12 protein-coding genes are annotated in these 16746 nt (G+C 44.8%); 1 reads left to right on the top strand and 11 read right to left on the bottom strand.

The features are described from left to right. Positions 1-40 precede the first annotated feature (40 nt). The 11 genes from AACU32_RS04580 to AACU32_RS04630 form a co-directional block, all read right to left on the bottom strand. Positions 41-910, bottom strand: a complete 870-nt coding sequence (locus AACU32_RS04580; RefSeq protein ID WP_096598260.1) for an alpha/beta fold hydrolase — start codon at positions 908-910, stop codon at positions 41-43. Between the two features lie 234 nt (positions 911-1144). After that, positions 1145-1567 (bottom strand): SDR family oxidoreductase, encoded by a 423-nt coding sequence (locus AACU32_RS04585; RefSeq protein WP_339377506.1) that lies wholly within the window; start codon positions 1565-1567, stop codon positions 1145-1147. Between the two features lie 13 nt (positions 1568-1580). Next, the gene (locus AACU32_RS04590) at positions 1581-2492 is read right to left on the bottom strand and encodes an SDR family NAD(P)-dependent oxidoreductase (protein WP_096598262.1); all 912 of its coding nucleotides are present in this window, start codon (positions 2490-2492) and stop codon (positions 1581-1583) included. A 105-nt stretch (positions 2493-2597) separates the two neighbouring features. After that, positions 2598-4175, bottom strand: coding sequence for a GMC family oxidoreductase (locus tag AACU32_RS04595; RefSeq protein WP_096598264.1), 1578 nt, complete (start codon positions 4173-4175; stop codon positions 2598-2600). Positions 4176-4251: 76 nt separating this feature from the next. Further along, complete coding sequence (locus AACU32_RS04600) at positions 4252-4839, bottom strand: Dps family protein (RefSeq protein WP_096598266.1); 588 nt, start codon at positions 4837-4839, stop codon at positions 4252-4254. Positions 4840-4916: 77 nt separating this feature from the next. Then, on the bottom strand, positions 4917-5360 hold the full coding sequence (locus AACU32_RS04605) for an alpha/beta fold hydrolase (RefSeq protein WP_096598268.1): 444 nt from the start codon (positions 5358-5360) through the stop codon (positions 4917-4919). Positions 5361-5517: 157 nt separating this feature from the next. Further along, the gene (locus AACU32_RS04610; RefSeq protein ID WP_339377509.1) at positions 5518-6120 is read right to left on the bottom strand and encodes a cupin domain-containing protein; all 603 of its coding nucleotides are present in this window, start codon (positions 6118-6120) and stop codon (positions 5518-5520) included. Positions 6121-6263: 143 nt separating this feature from the next. Continuing rightward, positions 6264-6824 carry a DsbA family protein gene (locus AACU32_RS04615; RefSeq protein WP_096598270.1) on the bottom strand — a complete coding sequence of 187 codons (561 nt, stop codon included), beginning with the start codon at positions 6822-6824 and terminating at the stop codon, positions 6264-6266. A 206-nt stretch (positions 6825-7030) separates the two neighbouring features. Then, positions 7031-7660 carry a response regulator gene (locus tag AACU32_RS04620; RefSeq protein WP_096598272.1) on the bottom strand — a complete coding sequence of 210 codons (630 nt, stop codon included), beginning with the start codon at positions 7658-7660 and terminating at the stop codon, positions 7031-7033. Between the two features lie 7 nt (positions 7661-7667). Further along, on the bottom strand, positions 7668-13646 hold the full coding sequence (locus tag AACU32_RS04625; RefSeq protein WP_096607857.1) for an AAA family ATPase: 5979 nt from the start codon (positions 13644-13646) through the stop codon (positions 7668-7670). 720 nt (positions 13647-14366) lie between these two features. Beyond that, positions 14367-14786: a hypothetical protein gene (locus AACU32_RS04630; RefSeq protein ID WP_096598274.1), complete on the bottom strand. Its 420-nt coding sequence runs from the start codon at positions 14784-14786 to the stop codon at positions 14367-14369. Between the two features lie 275 nt (positions 14787-15061). On the opposite strand from AACU32_RS04630, the gene AACU32_RS04635 reads away from it, so the two are divergent. After that, positions 15062-16744, top strand: coding sequence for a Mu transposase C-terminal domain-containing protein (locus tag AACU32_RS04635; RefSeq protein WP_096598278.1), 1683 nt, complete (start codon positions 15062-15064; stop codon positions 16742-16744). The last annotated feature ends 2 nt before the right edge of the window (positions 16745-16746 follow it).

Here is a 16746-nt window from a genome sequence, read left to right on the forward strand (position 1 = left end):
TAGACATTTTGAGCGATCGCCCAGCAACTTTTGCACTCAATTAGACAGAGACGGGTTGCAGTCGTGAGGCGAGAAATTGAGCAATATGGTCTGCGATCACATCGCCTTCTTCTTCCAAGGCAAAATGTCCGGTATCGAGTAAATGCAACTCCACGTCTTTTAAGTCGCGCTTGTAGGGATGAGCGCCTTCTGGGGGGAAGATGTAGTCATTCTTACCCCAAACAATCAGGGTTGGTGGCTGATATTTGCGAAAATACTCCTGCCATTGCGGATATAGTGGTGGATTCGTGCCATAGCTATACAGCAGCGCCAGTTGAATCTCATCGTTGCCTGGGCGATCAAGGAAATGTTGATCGATAGTCCAGGTATCGGGGCTGATTGCTTCTAGATTGCGAACACCGTTGGTATATTGCCACTTCGTCGCTTCCAGGGTGACAAGATATTTGAGCTTTTGGGCATTCTCAGGCGATCGCTCTTGCCAGTATGCCTTAATTAGTTCCCAGAATTCGCGTAGACCTTCTTCGTAAGCATTGCCATTTTGAACAATCAGAGATTGCACGCGTTCTGGATATTTAGCGGCAATCCGATAGCCTATCGGTGCGCCATAATCCATCACATAAAGGCTGTACTTTTTGAGAGCGATCGCAGCAATGAATTTTTCTACAATCTCAGCCAAATTATCAAACGTGTAATCAAATTCATTTACAGTTGGCATTGAACTGTTGCCGTAGCCAGGATAATCAGGTGCAACGAGATGGAATTTATCAGCGAGGGCAGGTATGAGATTGCGGAACATGTGAGAGGAAGTTGGAAAGCCGTGCAATAACAGAATCGTTGGATTATCACGAGAACCCGCTTCACGGTAGAAGATATCTAAACCATCGATGGAAACTGTGCGATATGCAGTCATGGGATTACTCCTTGTAAGTGATAAAAGTGACATGATGGCGTTTTACGATAAGTAGGTCGATGTTAAAAATTGTCGTTATGACAAAGCAGGAGGCAGAGGGCAGATGGCAGAAGGGAAGAGAGTTTTAGGCAACTTTACTTTTCGTTACATACTTCGGTTTATTTGCACCGTTCTACTTAGGTCGATCTATCTGCTCCTGAAAGTAGTCCCGCCAGCTTTAACTTCTTTTGGACTTCAAATCTGTGCCATACCACCATCAACAAACAACTCAATGCCGTTCACAAAGCTGCTATCATCTGAAGCCAGAAAAACAACCGCTTTGGCAATCTCATCGGGTTTGCCGACTCGTCCCAGTGGGATGGCGCTGGCTTGGCTGTCTACAAATTCTTGCAACTGCTGGTCATTCAATCCCAGATGATCGTAACCAGGAGTCGGAACCACACCAGGGCTAATGGCATTCACTCGGATCTTGCGTTCTCTAAGGTCGAGTGTCCAATTCCGAGCAAACGATCTCACAGCGGCTTTGGTGGCGCTGTAAACACTGAAAGCTGGTGTACCTTTTATGGAAGCAGTCGAAGCATTCAGGATAATAGAAGCGCCCTCTGGCAACAGTGGCAGTGCCTTTTGTACGGTGAACAGCAAACCTTTGACGCTCACTGTTACTGCCAGGTCAAGCGAGCAGGCGCAACGATTCATTCCAGAGCCGATCGGCATTGTCTGGGTTGAGGGCGTAGGGGGCAACTCCGCTCATATAGCCGTTCCCGTTGGTGACGAGAGTGGCTTCATTGCAGTCCTCGAAATAGCGTCCGCCAACGCCCTTTAGTAGCCCAGAGGTTGCTAACAGAACGGAAGTTGCCGCACCCTGCGCTATTGTCTTCTGCTGCTCAGGTGGGGTTCTAAGACCGCCCGTATGACGCTGGAGGTTGGTTGCGATCGCCCCGGGCATCAGGGCATTAGCGGTAATGCCATCCTTGAACCAGCGTGCAGTAGCTCCCACAGCAAAGAGGATGCTTGCAGTCTTGGACTGTCCATACGCCAACCACGGATCATAAGGACGGAACATGAAGTGAATATCATCGAACACAATGGGCGACATCAAGTGCCCGCTAGAACTAACCAACACGATACGGGCGGCACCCTCTGCTGCGAGAGCGTCGTGTAGTCCGAGCGCTAGGGCAAAGGGTCCGAGATAGTTAGTGGCAAATTGCATCTCCCAGTCTTCGGGTGTGCGCTGTTCGGGCAGTGCCATTACCCCTGCATTATTAACGAGGATGTGCAGAGGCTCACGCCAGGCAGCAATGAACTTGGCAATTGAGTTGCGATCGCTTAAATCAAGCAAAGCAACATGAATATTCCGGTTCCCAGTAGTAGCCATAATGTCAGCCGCGACTTGCGCTCCAGCATCGGTATTACGCACAGCTAGTGTGACGATCGCTCCAGTTTGAGCCAGTGCCCGCGCCGTTTCTGTGCCGATGCCCGATGCGGCTCCCGTAACAATCGCCCGCTTGCCGGAAAGATCAATTCCTTCTACGACCTCGGCGGCGGTGGAATGTCGTCCGAATGGTGTTGTAATCAGTGCCATTGTGTATTCCTTTACAGAGGTCGAGTGTTTTGTTTGCCTAACATCGACCGATAAACACTCAACAGGTATGATAATCTGAGATTGATCAAAGACGATCGCCCGTTTCTAAATAGATGAATACGCCGAATTTTGGACGTTAGATTTGCTGAGAACCGTTCCTGCTGTGCGACCTGCTTTAATTAAATCCGCTGCCTTCTCACCAATCATGATGGTGGGTGCGTTCGTATTTCCGGTCGTGATGGTGGGCATGATGGAGGCATCTACAACCCGTAACCCTTCAATTCCATGTACTCGTAGTTCAGGATCTACCACTGCCATTGAGTCAATGCCCATTTTGCAGGTGCCAACCGGATGCCACACAGTACTGCTATTGTTGCGGATATAAGCAACGAGTGCTTCATCACTCTGAACCTCAGCACCCGGAGCAATTTCTGCACCACGAAACTCATCAAAAACGCTGGACTGAAACACTTGGCGGATTAACTTAATTCCTTCAACCAGCTTTTGCACATCAGCTTCACTTTGTAGGTAGTTCATCTGAAGCATCGGTGTGTCTTTAGGTTCAGGCGATCGCAAACCGACACTGCCAATATTTTGCAGATGGGTCAAAGCGACTGCACCCGTAAATCCAAATGCCGCTGGAGCATAACCAGGGGGTAAGAGCTGAATGGAACCGAATAGAAACTGTAAATCGGGTGCAACCGCTGAATTCCACTTGCTATGCAAAAATAATCCAGCTTCTCCGATACTACTGGTGCTGGCAAAGTGTAAATCCTGAGTTGCCTGGTATACCACAGGAGAGAAAATGTGGTCTTGCAGGTTTTGACCAACACCTGGCAGATCGACAACAACAGAAATCCCTAATGTTTGTAAGTGTGCTCCATCCCCAATGCCGGAAAGCATTAGCAGTTTGGGCGAATCGAACGCGCCCGCACTTAAAATCACTTCCCGCTCAACCCTGACTTGGTGCAGCATTCCCTCGTGCAGATATTCCACCCCAACGGTGCGGGTTCCCTCAAACAACAATCGAGTCACCAATGCCCCAGTCGTTATGGTCAAATTGCGACGCTGGAGAATGGGAACAAGGAATGCAGCAGCAGCACTGTGCCGTTTACCCTCCTTAATAGTCTGCTGATAGAGTCCGGCTCCTTCCTGCTGCGTACCGTTGAAATCAGGATTGTAGTCAAATCCCATTTCCACACATGCCTTTACAAATCGTTGAGAAATTGCAGTAGGCGCAATGAGATCGGTAACGCTCAACTCCCCATCAATTCCGTGGTAGGCGGAGCCACCGCGTGAGGAGTGTTCAGATTTCTTGAAATAAGGCAAGACATCAAGGTACGACCAACCGGGATTTCCCAACTCCTGCCAGTGATCATAATCGTGATGATTGCCTCGGACATACATCATGAAATTAATCGAACTGCTGCCTCCCAAGACTTTGCCACGGGAACAAAACATTTTGCGATTATTCAAGAAGGGTTCTGGTTCAGAGAAATAGCTCCAGTCCACCTCTGAGCCTAGTAGATTGACGCACTGTGCTGGGATGAAAATCTCTGGTTTCGTATCTGGGTTACCCGCTTCCAGGAGTAACACAGTTGTGTCATTGTCTTCGGTTAGACGATTGGCAACCACACAACCTGCTGACCCTGCACCGATTACAATGTAGTCATAATTAGTCATAAAGTTCTCTTTCTCTGTTATCTACAATTGATAAATGGAGTCAAGAATGAACTGATTTAAAGAGCGATCGCTGAATTTAACTGCGTACCAATGGTGTATCCACCAAATGTTCTGCCAGAAACCAAACTTGCGTCTCATTGGTTCGTAGCACTTGGCTCACTAACAAATCGTTAGTACCACTATCTTGATTTGCTGCTGTTTTATCGATCGCCACTCTCAATTCTCCAATTATTAACTCGTGGGCTTCTAGTAACCGCGACAACATTACAGGTACTTCCTCAACGCCGTTGGGCGGACGCTTAATCTTAGTAACTTCTGCCACATGACGCGGGTCAGCAATCGCCACACCTCCCAGTGTTTGTACCCGTTCACCTAGTGCATCAATTAACCCAATTTGTTCGCTGGCGTGTTTGTCGAGTAACAGATGCAGTTGATAAAACGTATGTCCGCGCATCAACCAGTGATGTTTCTTGTAAAGGTGATAGAGAATAATCGTATCTGCCAAAATTTGATTGACTAAAACACAACTTTCGCTGCGGGCACTGGGGTTGAGAACAATTGGCAAATCACGAAGAGTACCATACTGCTGAATTTCATATCCATGTTGATGCAGTAAGGGTTGACTGCCATCGACTTTAGTGATGCCTGTATTTTGAGTCGGCATGATCGGATCTCCTAGAATCAATAATTAAGTCTGTTCTATTTGTATGTACCGAGAAACTGTTTCTCTTAAAATTGGGATTACTTCACAGATGTGCTTGCTGCTTCAATCACGACATCTGGTGCAAAAGCATTAACATAAACCAGAGCTTTCACCTGTGGATTGCCAGCAGCCGCACCCGTAATCACATTTCCACCATAGGAATCTCCGACTACAACAACGGAACCTTTTTGATTATTAATCACCCGCTTCGTTGTTGCCACATCATCAGCAAGCGAGGTGAGGGGAATCTGCACAGCAGTCACTCTATAGCCATCCTGCTCTAACAATGGAATAACGTGTTGCCATGATGTACCGTCAGCATAAGCCCCATGAACGAGAACGATCGCAGGTTTAGAGTTAGACGCTTGAGGTAATTCCTTGGAGGTGGCTGATGTTGGATGCATTGATATGCCAACGACAACACTTAATGCAAATAACCATAGCAACAATTTTTGAACTTTTTTCCCTGTAAAAACCATCATGGCGATCGCCTCTGTATTCTTGCTAAATTGCTGAAATCTCTGGTTCTTGTTGTCCGTATAGAAGTTATGAAATACTCCCCGCTGAAATACTTCTTAAGATAAGCATCAAAAAGCTTAATTATTACAAAGAGTGGAAGAAGAAAGAAAAACGTCTTCTCTAAGGGAGATCTCCGGGCGCACCCAGAATTTCGTCGCCAATTTCGCTAGAGATGCGATTCAACAATTCCATGTCAGGTGCCTCATTCTGGTTTTGCGTCCCTGTTGCTTCAATAAAGTGAGCAAAGGCACTGGGCGAAGCAACGACTAACCCGCGAGCTGGCTGGTCACTGAGTGCAGCGACAACATGGGGTGTGCCCATCGGAATGAAGGCACTTTCACCTGCGCCTAGCACAACTTTATTCTTACCAACCCAGACAGTGAACTCTCCTTCCAACACATAAAGTTGTTCTGAATAGCGTGTATGGCGATGGGGTGGAGTCTGGGCACCAGGAGGGAAATAGCCCTCAACCAGGTCATATTTACCATCAGTTGTGGTGTGATCGGCGACGATGGTAAGGTAGTTATTAAGAAGCCAAAATGATTTTGATGTACCGTCAGCAAAAGCCCCATGACCGATAACGAGCGCTCTTTTAGAGTTGGAGGCTTGAGGTAATTCCTTGGCGGTAGCTGATGTTGGATGCATTAATATCCCAACGACAGCACTTAATGCAAGTAACCACAGTAACAATCTTTGAACTTTTTTCCATGTAAAAACTATCATTGCGATCGCCTCTGTATTCTTTCTAAATTGCTGAAATCTTTGGTTGTTGTTGTCGGTATAGAAGTTATGAAATACTCCCCGCTGAAATACTTGTTGGGATAAGCATCAAAACCTTAATTACGAATTACGAATTACGAATTATTTTAATCATTTGCAGCAACAACGGCTGCCATTATCTGCTCAACAGTCCAGCGCTCAAGATAGCGAATTCCATTAATAAACAAAGCGGGTGCAACCTCAACTCCACTTCGCAGTCCACCTTCGATATCCGCATTGATGCGATCGACATGCACACCTCTGGATAAATCCTGTAAAAATTGAGAAATATCAAGTCCTAAACGATTGGCGTACTCCACTAGATAGCCATTTCCCAATTCCTGTTGATGGATAAACAGCATCTCATGCATTTGCCAAAACTGCCCTTGAGCCGCAGCGGCTTCCGCAGCTTCCGCTGCCCGTTTAGCATGTAGATGAATCTGTATCTGAGGAAAATGACGGAAGATAAAACCTAAATTGTTTTCTCCAAACGAAACCTGCAATTGCTGCCCGGCAACTTTAATCAATCGATAGACGTTGGCACTTTGAAAACATTCATAATCTCCATACATGACGAAGACTACAGCAGCATTCAGTACACCTTGGATGTGATCCTGGGTTGAAGGCGGAACGAATAAGGAAATATAATTATCACGGTCGTAAGTCATGTTTCGGTTTGTATTAAGCAAACTTCAGCCTTACAACCCAACTGCGCTAACGTTGCTATGGATTTAATATAGACAATTGGCCCTTTGTTGTCGTCCACTCTGGGTTGACATTTTTGTACAATCGAGTGATGGATGAACCTGTCCATCTCGCAGTGGAAGGTTGTCTCCAACTAAAGTTGGAATTTGGATACCAACTTCAGTACAGCTTATAAATTGACAATCCCACGCTTAACAGCAGTAATCACGGCTTGTGTGCGATCCCTCACGCCCAATTTGCTCAAAATCCGATTTATATGCGATTTGACGGTACTTTCACCAATAATCAAAGCAGTACCAATTTCTTGATTACCCATTCCTTGTGCCATCAAATGCAGCACTTCCAACTCTCGTTCACTGAGTTCTGGATTGCTCATTCGCTGCAATAATTTTGCGCCCACTTCTGGCGGAATGTATTTCTGACCATTATGAATGGCGCGAATCGCATTCAAAAGCTCGCCAACTTTAGCATCCTTAAGCAGATAGCCTTGAGCGCCCGCCTGCAAGCCGCGATAGATATCTTCATCGCCATCGTAGGTTGTGAGTACGGCGATCCGAGCCTGCTTAAATTCAGCACAAATCGCCATAATGGCTTCAACACCTTCCATTTGGGGCATTCGTAAATCCATTAGTGTGACATCAGGTTGGTGTTCTCGAAACGCGGCGATCGCCTGCTGCCCATCTTCTGCTTGAGCAATCACCGTCATCTCTGGATCGCGGTTAATGATGGTTGCTAGACCCTTTCTGACTATGGCATGGTCATCAACAATCAGCACCCGAATCGTAGTGGATTGGCTCATCGTAACCTCACTCTCGATTGATAGTGACAATAATTTCTGTTCCTTGACCTGGTTGGCTTTGAATTATTAGTTGTGCGCCAATGCGCTCTGCTCGTTCGCTCATTCCTAATAAGCCAAACCCACCGCTCAAAGGAATGCTACCTACTCCAAAGCCCCTGCCATCGTCTTTAACCCGTAAGGTACACTGTGTCTCGCTGTACACTAACTCAACCAAAATTTCGCCAGCATTTGCGTATTTAATCGCATTGGTTAATGCTTCCTGCCCAATTCTGAGTAAGTTATTCTCCACTTCGGTTGGTAAGGAATATGCTGTACCCTGAGTTTGGCAAATCAGATCTGTGTCAGTCGTCGATCGCATTTGAGCCACAATCCGATGCAGGGCACTCTCTAAATTACCTTCTTCTAATAGCTGCGGACGGAGTGCTGATACGGATCGCCGTGCCCCTGCCAGCCCAGCGCGTGCTAGTTCCTCAATCATTTCCAGATGTACTTGGGTTGCTTGTGGGTCATCCGCCAGCACTTGTGTTACTGCTCCAACTTGAAGCAGAATACCTGTAAAAGATTGAGCTAGTGTATCATGAATTTCTCGCGCCATCCGGTTGCGTTCTTCCAGAATTGAGGCGTGTTCGGCTCGTTTGCGATCGCTAATGTCTGTGATGAGATTGTAGAAGCCTCTCACTTGAGCATTGTCATCGAAATCAGGGATCAAGGTCGCGCTGATGCACCGCTTACCAAGCGGAAAAGGGATTTCTGCCTCCAGGGATACAGTTTGCCCTTCAAACACCTGATTAATATACGGTTCAACTCGTTGATAAACCGCCTCACCGAGAAGTTGGCGAACAGGGTTGCCCAGAATTTCATTGCAGCTACGGTTAAACCAAACCTCATAGGTACGGTTGATGAATTGATAACACCGATTACCATCTACATAGCTGATGAGAACTGGTAGAGCGTCGGCAATCAGTCGTAATTCCTGTTCTCGCTCGCGCACTGCTGCTTCGCTTTTCTGTAAAGCCGTCGTTCGTTGGGCTACCTGTTGCTCTAATGTGCGGTTGTAGTCGGCTAGAAGTTTCTCTGCTTGTTTGCGCTCAGTGATATCTTGAAAGGCTACAATCGCATAAGCTACCTTGCCCTGTTCGTCAAAGATTGGAGTGCCCCATACCTCAATGGGAATGGTGGCGCTATTTTGGCGAATTTCCATGTCATCAACGGTGGTGCGTTCGCCGCCCAATGCCCGGATGGCTGGCAGTTTTTCAGTGGGATAGATTCGATCTGTTCCCGTCACATAAAATTGATAAGCCTCTGAGATTTGCTCCGGCGGCACGGCAGGATCAATCCCCTTGCCCATGAGTTGAATGCCCCGCTGATTGGCATAGTAAGAACGACCAGTTGCATCAATGATGCCAATTCCTACCGGAACTGCTTCTAGAAATTGAGTCATCCTGCTTTCGCTTGCCCGAAGCTTTGCATAGAGTTTGGCATTTTCGATCGCGATCGCTGCCTGAGTAGATAGAAGATTCAAAACTTGCGTTCGCTCCGGTGTAAATGCCCCAGTTGCTAACTGATTTTCTAAATACAAAACACCGATGAGCTTGCTTTTATTGAGCAGCGGTAAACAAAAGACTGATTGAGTCTGGTGGTGTTGAATATAGGAATCATTGATAAAATTACCTTCACGAGTAGCATCATTGAGAATGACCGACTCATGAGTCCGAATCACATAATGAATGATCGATTCAGGTAAACGATTTGCGATCAAAGTCGATTGCAGCACTTGGGTTGCACAGACTTGTACACCCTCAGTGATTTCACAGGTCGCTTCGATCATCCATTCTCCTGCGTTTTCTAAAAGCAGACATCCGGTTTGCGCTCCAGCATTTTCAATGAGGATCTGCATTAACGAACTGAGCAACTGCTCCAGTTCAATCTTACTGGAAATTGCTTGAGCTGCTTTCATCACTGTCGCTAAATCGAGAGCAGTATGTGAGGTATTTGAGGTGGTTCCCGTTGTGCTGTGAACTGATGTAGAAACTGCGTTGGATGGCTGAGGAAACAGTTGAGGATAACGAGTCTCTAAATCTTTAACCTTTGCCGTTGCGCCCCACCGTTCATAGCAGTAGTGAGCTTCCTTCAGATATATCTGGGCAAATTTTTCCAACCCTCGCGCCAGATAATGTTTAGCAGCTAATTCGTAAGCTAAGGCTTCTTCCTGAATATATCCGTTTTCTCTAGCTCCTGCGATCGCTTGTTCGTATAATTTTTCTGCCTCAATCAACTGACCTAAAACTCGCGCTTTTTCTGCCTCGACTAAATGATATTTATGTAGAAAATTCATCGGCGCATAACGCGCCCATTTGTGCATTTTTTCCTGGTTGCTACTCACGTTAACGAGCAATGCTTTTTTTTCTGAATCAGGAACAGATGAATAAATTGCTAGTCGTACCAAAGAGTCGTAAAAGCAGAACAGTGGCATCGTTACTTGCCCTGGCGCACCTTTGAGATACCCTTGGGCCGCATTTGCATTCTTTAACGCTTGAGTAAACTGCCCAAATAGATAGCAGAGGATCAGCTTGTTGATATAGAAATATTGAAATCCCAGAGAATCATTGTTTGCTAAATAGCGGTTCAATCCCTGTTGCTCATTGTAAGCAACGCCTTGTAAACAGCAGGGGTTATTAACCTGTCCTTGTAAGTTAAGCACTGCCTGCCAAAAGATTTGATGGTAATTTAAGCAAGTTTCCTGCTTCAATTGGGCGATCGCATGGCTGTAATTCTCCATCTCCTGTTCTAATTCTGTCAGTTCTAATCCACTGAAATATAAATACTCACATTTTTGGTAAGCCGCTAAACCTGCAAATCCGAAATCTCCGGTTTCTACTCCGCTGGAGTAACTTTCCTGCAATAAGGATACAATCTCCCTAAAATGAGACTTGCCAAAGCTGATGCCTTCCGCAACAATTAGAAAAGTTTTGCATTTAAGTTCTTGGGCATTCAGCCGTTTCACAAGGTTGAGGGCGAGTTGACCTAACTGATTAGCTTTCTCTACATCCTGAGTTGCTGCGGTGATCACGACTCCATAACAAGAATAGGCAACCGCAGAAGTGGGTGCATTGCCATATTGAATCGATAACTTGACTTGCTCACATGCCATCAGCCAAAACAGTGCAGGTGCAGCCTGAAAGGCAGGAGAAGCGATATTTGAAATAATCCGCATGGCTGCCAATCTACTGGCATCTGTCATTAAAGGTAAATGCACCAAATCTTGAATATTCCTTCCTTGCAGAACTTCTTCTGTTTCTTTTAATGCTTGTTGGATCTGCAATTCTGTAGGTGATTCTGGCAGGTTCAGCCCTAGTTTTGCCAACACTTGCAACCCGACTTTAATCGCGTCTAACTTGTGAGTTTGTGCTACATAAGTTTTGATTGTGACCTCATAAACTTTCACTTGATCTAAAATGGTTCTGGCTTCTTGCAGAACAATAGCAACCCATTGCTCCATCGCCAGAAAGTCACCGGATAGATAGGCAGTTTCTGCGGCTTCTTCATGGAGAATCAAACTGAGGTCATACTGCTGTTGCCAACTATCGGTTGCGAGTAACTCGATGCCTGCGATCGCATACTTCAAAGCCGCACTATAGGCAGTAGCCGCTTTGGCTTTTTGGGCTGCCATTAAGTTGAGTCTGGCAATGCTGTTTCGTTCCTGCCCAAAGACGAGAGCGATCGCTAAATTGAGATGATCGACAATTTCAAACAGCCGCTCTGATAACTCCTCTGGCAAAGTTTTTTCGAGGAGATTGCGACCGATTTGCAGATGAACCACCTGTTTGTGCGATTCATCGATTAGGGCATAAGCAGCTTGCTGGACGCGATCGTGCAAGAACTTATACTCTTGAATTAACAAGTTTTCATCTAATTCAGATAGTGGTTGAATTAATCCAACTTGTATGGCTGCTAGTAAATCTTGAAAAACTGTTTCAGGTGGTTTATCACAAACAATAGATAAAGTATCTAAATTAAATTCAGCACCGATACAAGCTGCTAATTGGAGAATTTGCTGTGTGTTTTCTGGTAATTTATTTAACTGGATCAGTAGCAACTCCACCACATTATCGGTAATATCCTGGGCTTGAATATCAGCTATGTTCCATTGCCAGCATAAATGTTCAGCATCAAATGTCAGCAGATTTTCGCTATACAACATTCTCAAAAATTCATTGACAAAGAACGGATTGCCCTCAGTTTTACGCAAAACTAACTCAGCTAAAGGACGAACGATGTCTGCATTCCGATGCAGCGTCTCGGTAATCAACTGATTCAACGGCAAGAGCGTTAAGGGTGCTAAAATAATTTCCTGAAGTACTACCCCTTGTTTTCGCAGTCTCTCTAGCATTAATGCTAATGGATGCGTTGGCTTTACTTCATTATCTCGATAAGCCCCAATCAAAAATAGTGATTGGGCTTGCTCATCCAGCAGCATCAACTCAATTAAATTCAGCGTTGCTGAGTCTATCCATTGCAAATCATCTAAGAATATCGCCAGGGGATGTTTTTTTGAACAAAACACCCGCACAAACTGCCCAAAGATTCGATGAAAGCGATTTTGAGCTTCAGTTGCTCCAACGGATGGTACGGGCGACTGCTTGCCGATAATTAATTCAACTTCCGGGATGATATCAATGATGATTTGTCCGTTGCTTCCCAAAGCTGTAAGTAAGAGCGATCGCCACTTTTGCACTTGGTAGTCTGGTTCACTGAGCAATTGCCGTACCAATTTTTGCAGGGCAGATGCGATCGCGCTGTAGGGAATATTGCGCTGAAATTGATCGAATTTACCAGAGATAAAATAGCCACGCTTTTGGGTGATTGGTTTATAAATTTCCTGTACTAACGCTGATTTGCCAATGCCAGCATAGCCAGATACCAACATCATTTCAACTTGGAATTTTGGCTTGCCCGTTTGTTGGGTTTGTGAAGTTGTTTCTGAATTATTTGGTAAAGCAGCAACGGGATTTGACTCTGGACACGCTACACGATCAAACGCCGCCAGTAACATTGCAACTTCCTTTTCCCGTCCATAAAGTTTTTGGGGAATTTGAAAGCGATCGCAAACGTCTTGAAACCCAAGTTGAATGCTAGAGATTTGACCGATTTGTGCTAATTGTTCAGCACAGATTTCTAAATCCGCTTTGATACCCCAAGCACTTTGATAGCGATTTTCAGCATTTTTCGCCATCAGTTTGAGAATGATATCTGAAACTGGCTTGGGAATAGTTGTATTTATTTCATTAGGCGCAATTGGATGTTTGGCAATATGACAATGGACTAGCTCCAGCACATCTGTGGTGGGAAATGGGAGTTGTCCAGTGAGCAGTTCGTAAAATGTCACACCAAGGGAGTAAAAATCGGTGCGGTAATCGAGTAAACGGTTCATCCGCCCGGTTTGCTCTGGAGATAGGTATGCGAGTGTCCCTTCTAAAACATGAGGACTTTTGAAAGTCGGATTCGTGCGGTTAAATTGGGTGGCAATTCCAAAGTCAATAATTTTGACAACACCAGTATCCAGATTGAGAACTATGTTTCCAGGGTTGATATCTTTATGAATGACATTGGCTGCGTGGATTCTGCCTAGAATATCGGTGAGGGCGATCACAAGACTTAAAAATTGGGATAAAGGCATCGGGCAGAAAATATCTGGACGCTTGTGCATCCATTGCTCTAAGGACTTTCCTCCAAAATCTTCTAAGAGAATCACCAGAGTGCGTTGATAATCCTGCTGGTTGTATGCCTTGATAACTCCTTCCAGATTGAGGGAACGGGTAATTTTATATTCCTGTCTGTAGCGAGTCAGTTCTTGGAAAGTGGGATAATCAAGCTTTAGCATTTTAACGATGATCCCTACCCCATCGTCTCTCATGCCTCGATACACTAGAGAATTAGAACTTTCGTATATCTTGTCTTGGATGGCGATACCAGGTAGAGAAATCATAAAGCAACGCTTGAGAGTATTATCTGGCATACCTCAAACTATACAGCAATTCTCATTACAATACCGTTGACAATTTACGAGGGTTCAAAGCCTGTAAAAACATGATTAATACGACCTAAAGAGGCAGGGGAAAGTATTTTCAGTAGACCGAAAAGTGCTGCTCAAGGGCGATCGCCGATTAGACTTTCCTTATAATGTTGTTCTAAATAACATTTGCTCAATGGAAAACCTCATCACAGTTTTAAATCCCCTTAGAATACGGATTTCTTCAGGACAAATCGCACACGGCTGTACCTCAGATCAACCTCAAGATGACATTAAGCCACGACTACGCAAAAGTGTTGCGCAGCATTACCTACGACAAACCCTTGCTGTAAGCAGAACATAGATTTCATCGAGTAAGTGTTTCTTAGTTTTTTCTTTCTCCAAAACTGAGTGAAGAAGAAAGTGGGGTAACTGGTAGGGCTGATTCATTCCCTAATAAGCTTGAAAAATCAAGGGTTCTAGCAAAATAAAATTGATGATTTTGCTACGTACGTATCGAGAAAATAGACAATTGCACTGTTATTTATGTGCTTAAAAGTCTGTTTCGTCGTTACTCATACTTATGATTTTTATCGCTAACCATCTTGACAAATCCTGTTTGAAAGGGAATGAATCGGCCCTGGGGTAACTGGGGGTGCGAACCCCAGTGATACCGTTGGCGAATTCCCCAAACAGCTAAACTGAACCGAGTAGTTCAGCAATGAAACGATTGAGAACCTTCTGAGCAGTTTTATACCCAGTAGCTTGCTTACCTAACTTCAGTTGGGACAAAATGCGATCGCGTAAAATTTCAAGTTCCTCTATCGCCAACCCAACAGATTGTTTTGCTGCCTTATCAGATGTCTGATGAAACTCCCTCTGCCGTGTAATACTCGGTTGAGGTTCGTTTTCTTCCTGATGGGGAGCTAAAATTTCTGAGTCTTCCCGTGTAATACTTGGTAGAGCGTTATGTCTAACAATGTGTTCTAAATAGTCAGCAGGAGTTAAACCCAAACATTCAGAGGCTATCCCTAAGCTCTTCGAGGTATCATCAGTCAGTCGCAAAGAACGTACTTCACGATATTCATCATTCTTAAGCGCAAACTTTCCCTGAATATGTCGATTGCCAAATTAAATGACCACTTGACAAAATAATGTCCTTAAAAATATTTACCTTAAAACCCTTACTCAGTAAGGGTTTTACTATTTTAGCCTCAAAATAGCCTACTAGAAATTTATTGCCAAAATACCTGTCCTCTTTTGTAATTTTGCCAAAATATCTGTCCCCTCTTGAAAAACGCCCTGAACCAGAATTTTTACCAAAATTGACAAAATAAATGTCCTTTATATAGTACAATACAACTACGTTTGTATAGCACATATATGTAAATATGCTGGACGAACATTCCAATGGCGATCAAGAGCCAGAAAACGATGAGATTGTGACTGAACTATCAGCAGATAATAGGCATTTGCTGGAAATGATTCAGCAATTGCTAGAACCATGCGATCGCATCACCTATGGAGAAAGACAAAGGGAGGTTGCAGCCAAACTAGGCAAGTCTGTGCGAACGGTACGGCGACTAGTAAAAAAATGGGAAGAGGAAGGTTTAGCTGCACTTCAAACTACGGCACGGGCTGACAAAGGCAAACATCGAATAGACACTGATTGGCAACAGTTCATCATCAAAACTTATAAGGAAGGCAATAAAGGTAGTAAGCGAATTACTCCCCAACAAGTGGCAATCAGAGTACAAGCAAGGGCGGCTGAATTAGGACAAAAAAAATATCCCAGCTATAGGACTGTGTATCGAGTTCTACAACCGATTATTGAGCAGCAAGAACAAAAAGCAGGTGTTAGAAGTCGAGGTTGGCATGGTTCTCGATTATCAGTTAAAACCCGCGATGGCAAAGACTTATCAGTAGAATATAGCAACCATGTTTGGCAGTGTGACCATACTCGTGTAGACCTATTGCTGGTAGATCAGCATGGTGAACTTTTGGGTCGTCCTTGGCTGACAACAGTTGTTGATACTTACTCCCGTTGCATCATGGGGATAAACTTAGGCTTTGATGCTCCGAGTTCTCAGGTAGTAGCATTAGCAGTGCGTCATGCAATTTTGCCAAAGCAGTATGGGTCAGAATATGGACTCCATGAAGAATGGGGAACCTACGGAAAACCAGAACATTTTTATACCGATGGTGGTAAAGATTTTCGCTCAAACCATTTGCAACAGATAGGTGTGCAATTAGGGTTTGTTTGTCATTTACGCGATCGCCCCAGTGAAGGTGGCATTGTTGAGCGTCCCTTTGGGACTTTTAACACCGACTTCTTTTCTACTTTGCCGGGATACACAGGATCAAATGTGCAGGAACGCCCAGAGCAAGCTGAGAAAGAGGCTTGTCTGACTTTACGGGAGTTGGAACATAGGTTTGTGCGCTACATCGTGGACAAATATAACCAACGTCCTGATGCTCGTCTGGGCGATCAAACCCGTTATCAACGTTGGGAAGCAGGATTAATTGCTTCTCCTAATGTAATTTCAGAAGAGGAATTACGTATTTGCCTGATGAAGCAAACTCGACGCTCTATTTATAGAGGTGGATATCTGCAATTTGAAAATCTGACGTATCGGGGAGAAAATTTGGCAGGTTATGCAGGTGAAAGCGTTGTACTGCGCTATGACCCCAAAGACATTACAACTTTGTTGGTTTATCGCCATTCGGGTAATAAAGAAGAGTTTTTAGCTAGAGCATTTGCTCAGGATTTAGAAACCGAGCAATTATCTTTGGATGAGGCGAAAGCTAGTAGTCGCAAGATTCGCCAAGCAGGGAAGATGATTAGCAATCGCTCAATGTTGGCAGAGGTACGCGATCGCGAAACATTCGTTACCCAAAAGAAAACTAAAAAGGAACGCCAAAAAGCAGAACAAGCTGTAGTTGAAAAGGCTAAAAAACCTGTGCCTCTTGAACCAGAGAAAGAAATTGAAGTGGCATCTGTTGATAGTGAGTCAAAATACCAGATGCCAGAGGTGTTTGATTACGAAGAAATGCGTGAAGAGTACGGGTGGTAGAA

Source organism: Calothrix sp. NIES-2100 (assembly GCF_963875285.1).
Classification (GTDB): Bacteria; Cyanobacteriota; Cyanobacteriia; order Cyanobacteriales; family Nostocaceae; genus Aulosira.

Bases quoted from the DNA above. Each gene is read 5' to 3' on its own strand.
- AACU32_RS04580 (WP_096598260.1), bottom strand. From the start codon at position 910: ATGACTGCATATCGCACAGTTTCCATCGATGGTTTAGATATCTTCTAC.
- AACU32_RS04590 (WP_096598262.1), bottom strand. From the start codon at position 2,492: ATGGCACTGATTACAACACCATTCGGACGACATTCCACCGCCGCCGAG.
- AACU32_RS04595 (WP_096598264.1), bottom strand. From the start codon at position 4,175: ATGACTAATTATGACTACATTGTAATCGGTGCAGGGTCAGCAGGTTGT.
- AACU32_RS04600 (WP_096598266.1), bottom strand. From the start codon at position 4,839: ATGCCGACTCAAAATACAGGCATCACTAAAGTCGATGGCAGTCAACCC.
- AACU32_RS04605 (WP_096598268.1), bottom strand. From the start codon at position 5,360: ATGATGGTTTTTACAGGGAAAAAAGTTCAAAAATTGTTGCTATGGTTA.
- AACU32_RS04610 (WP_339377509.1), bottom strand. From the start codon at position 6,120: ATGATAGTTTTTACATGGAAAAAAGTTCAAAGATTGTTACTGTGGTTA.
- AACU32_RS04615 (WP_096598270.1), bottom strand. From the start codon at position 6,824: ATGACTTACGACCGTGATAATTATATTTCCTTATTCGTTCCGCCTTCA.
- AACU32_RS04620 (WP_096598272.1), bottom strand. From the start codon at position 7,660: ATGAGCCAATCCACTACGATTCGGGTGCTGATTGTTGATGACCATGCC.
- AACU32_RS04625 (WP_096607857.1), bottom strand. From the start codon at position 13,646: ATGATTTCTCTACCTGGTATCGCCATCCAAGACAAGATATACGAAAGT.
- AACU32_RS04635 (WP_096598278.1), top strand. From the start codon at position 15,062: ATGCTGGACGAACATTCCAATGGCGATCAAGAGCCAGAAAACGATGAG.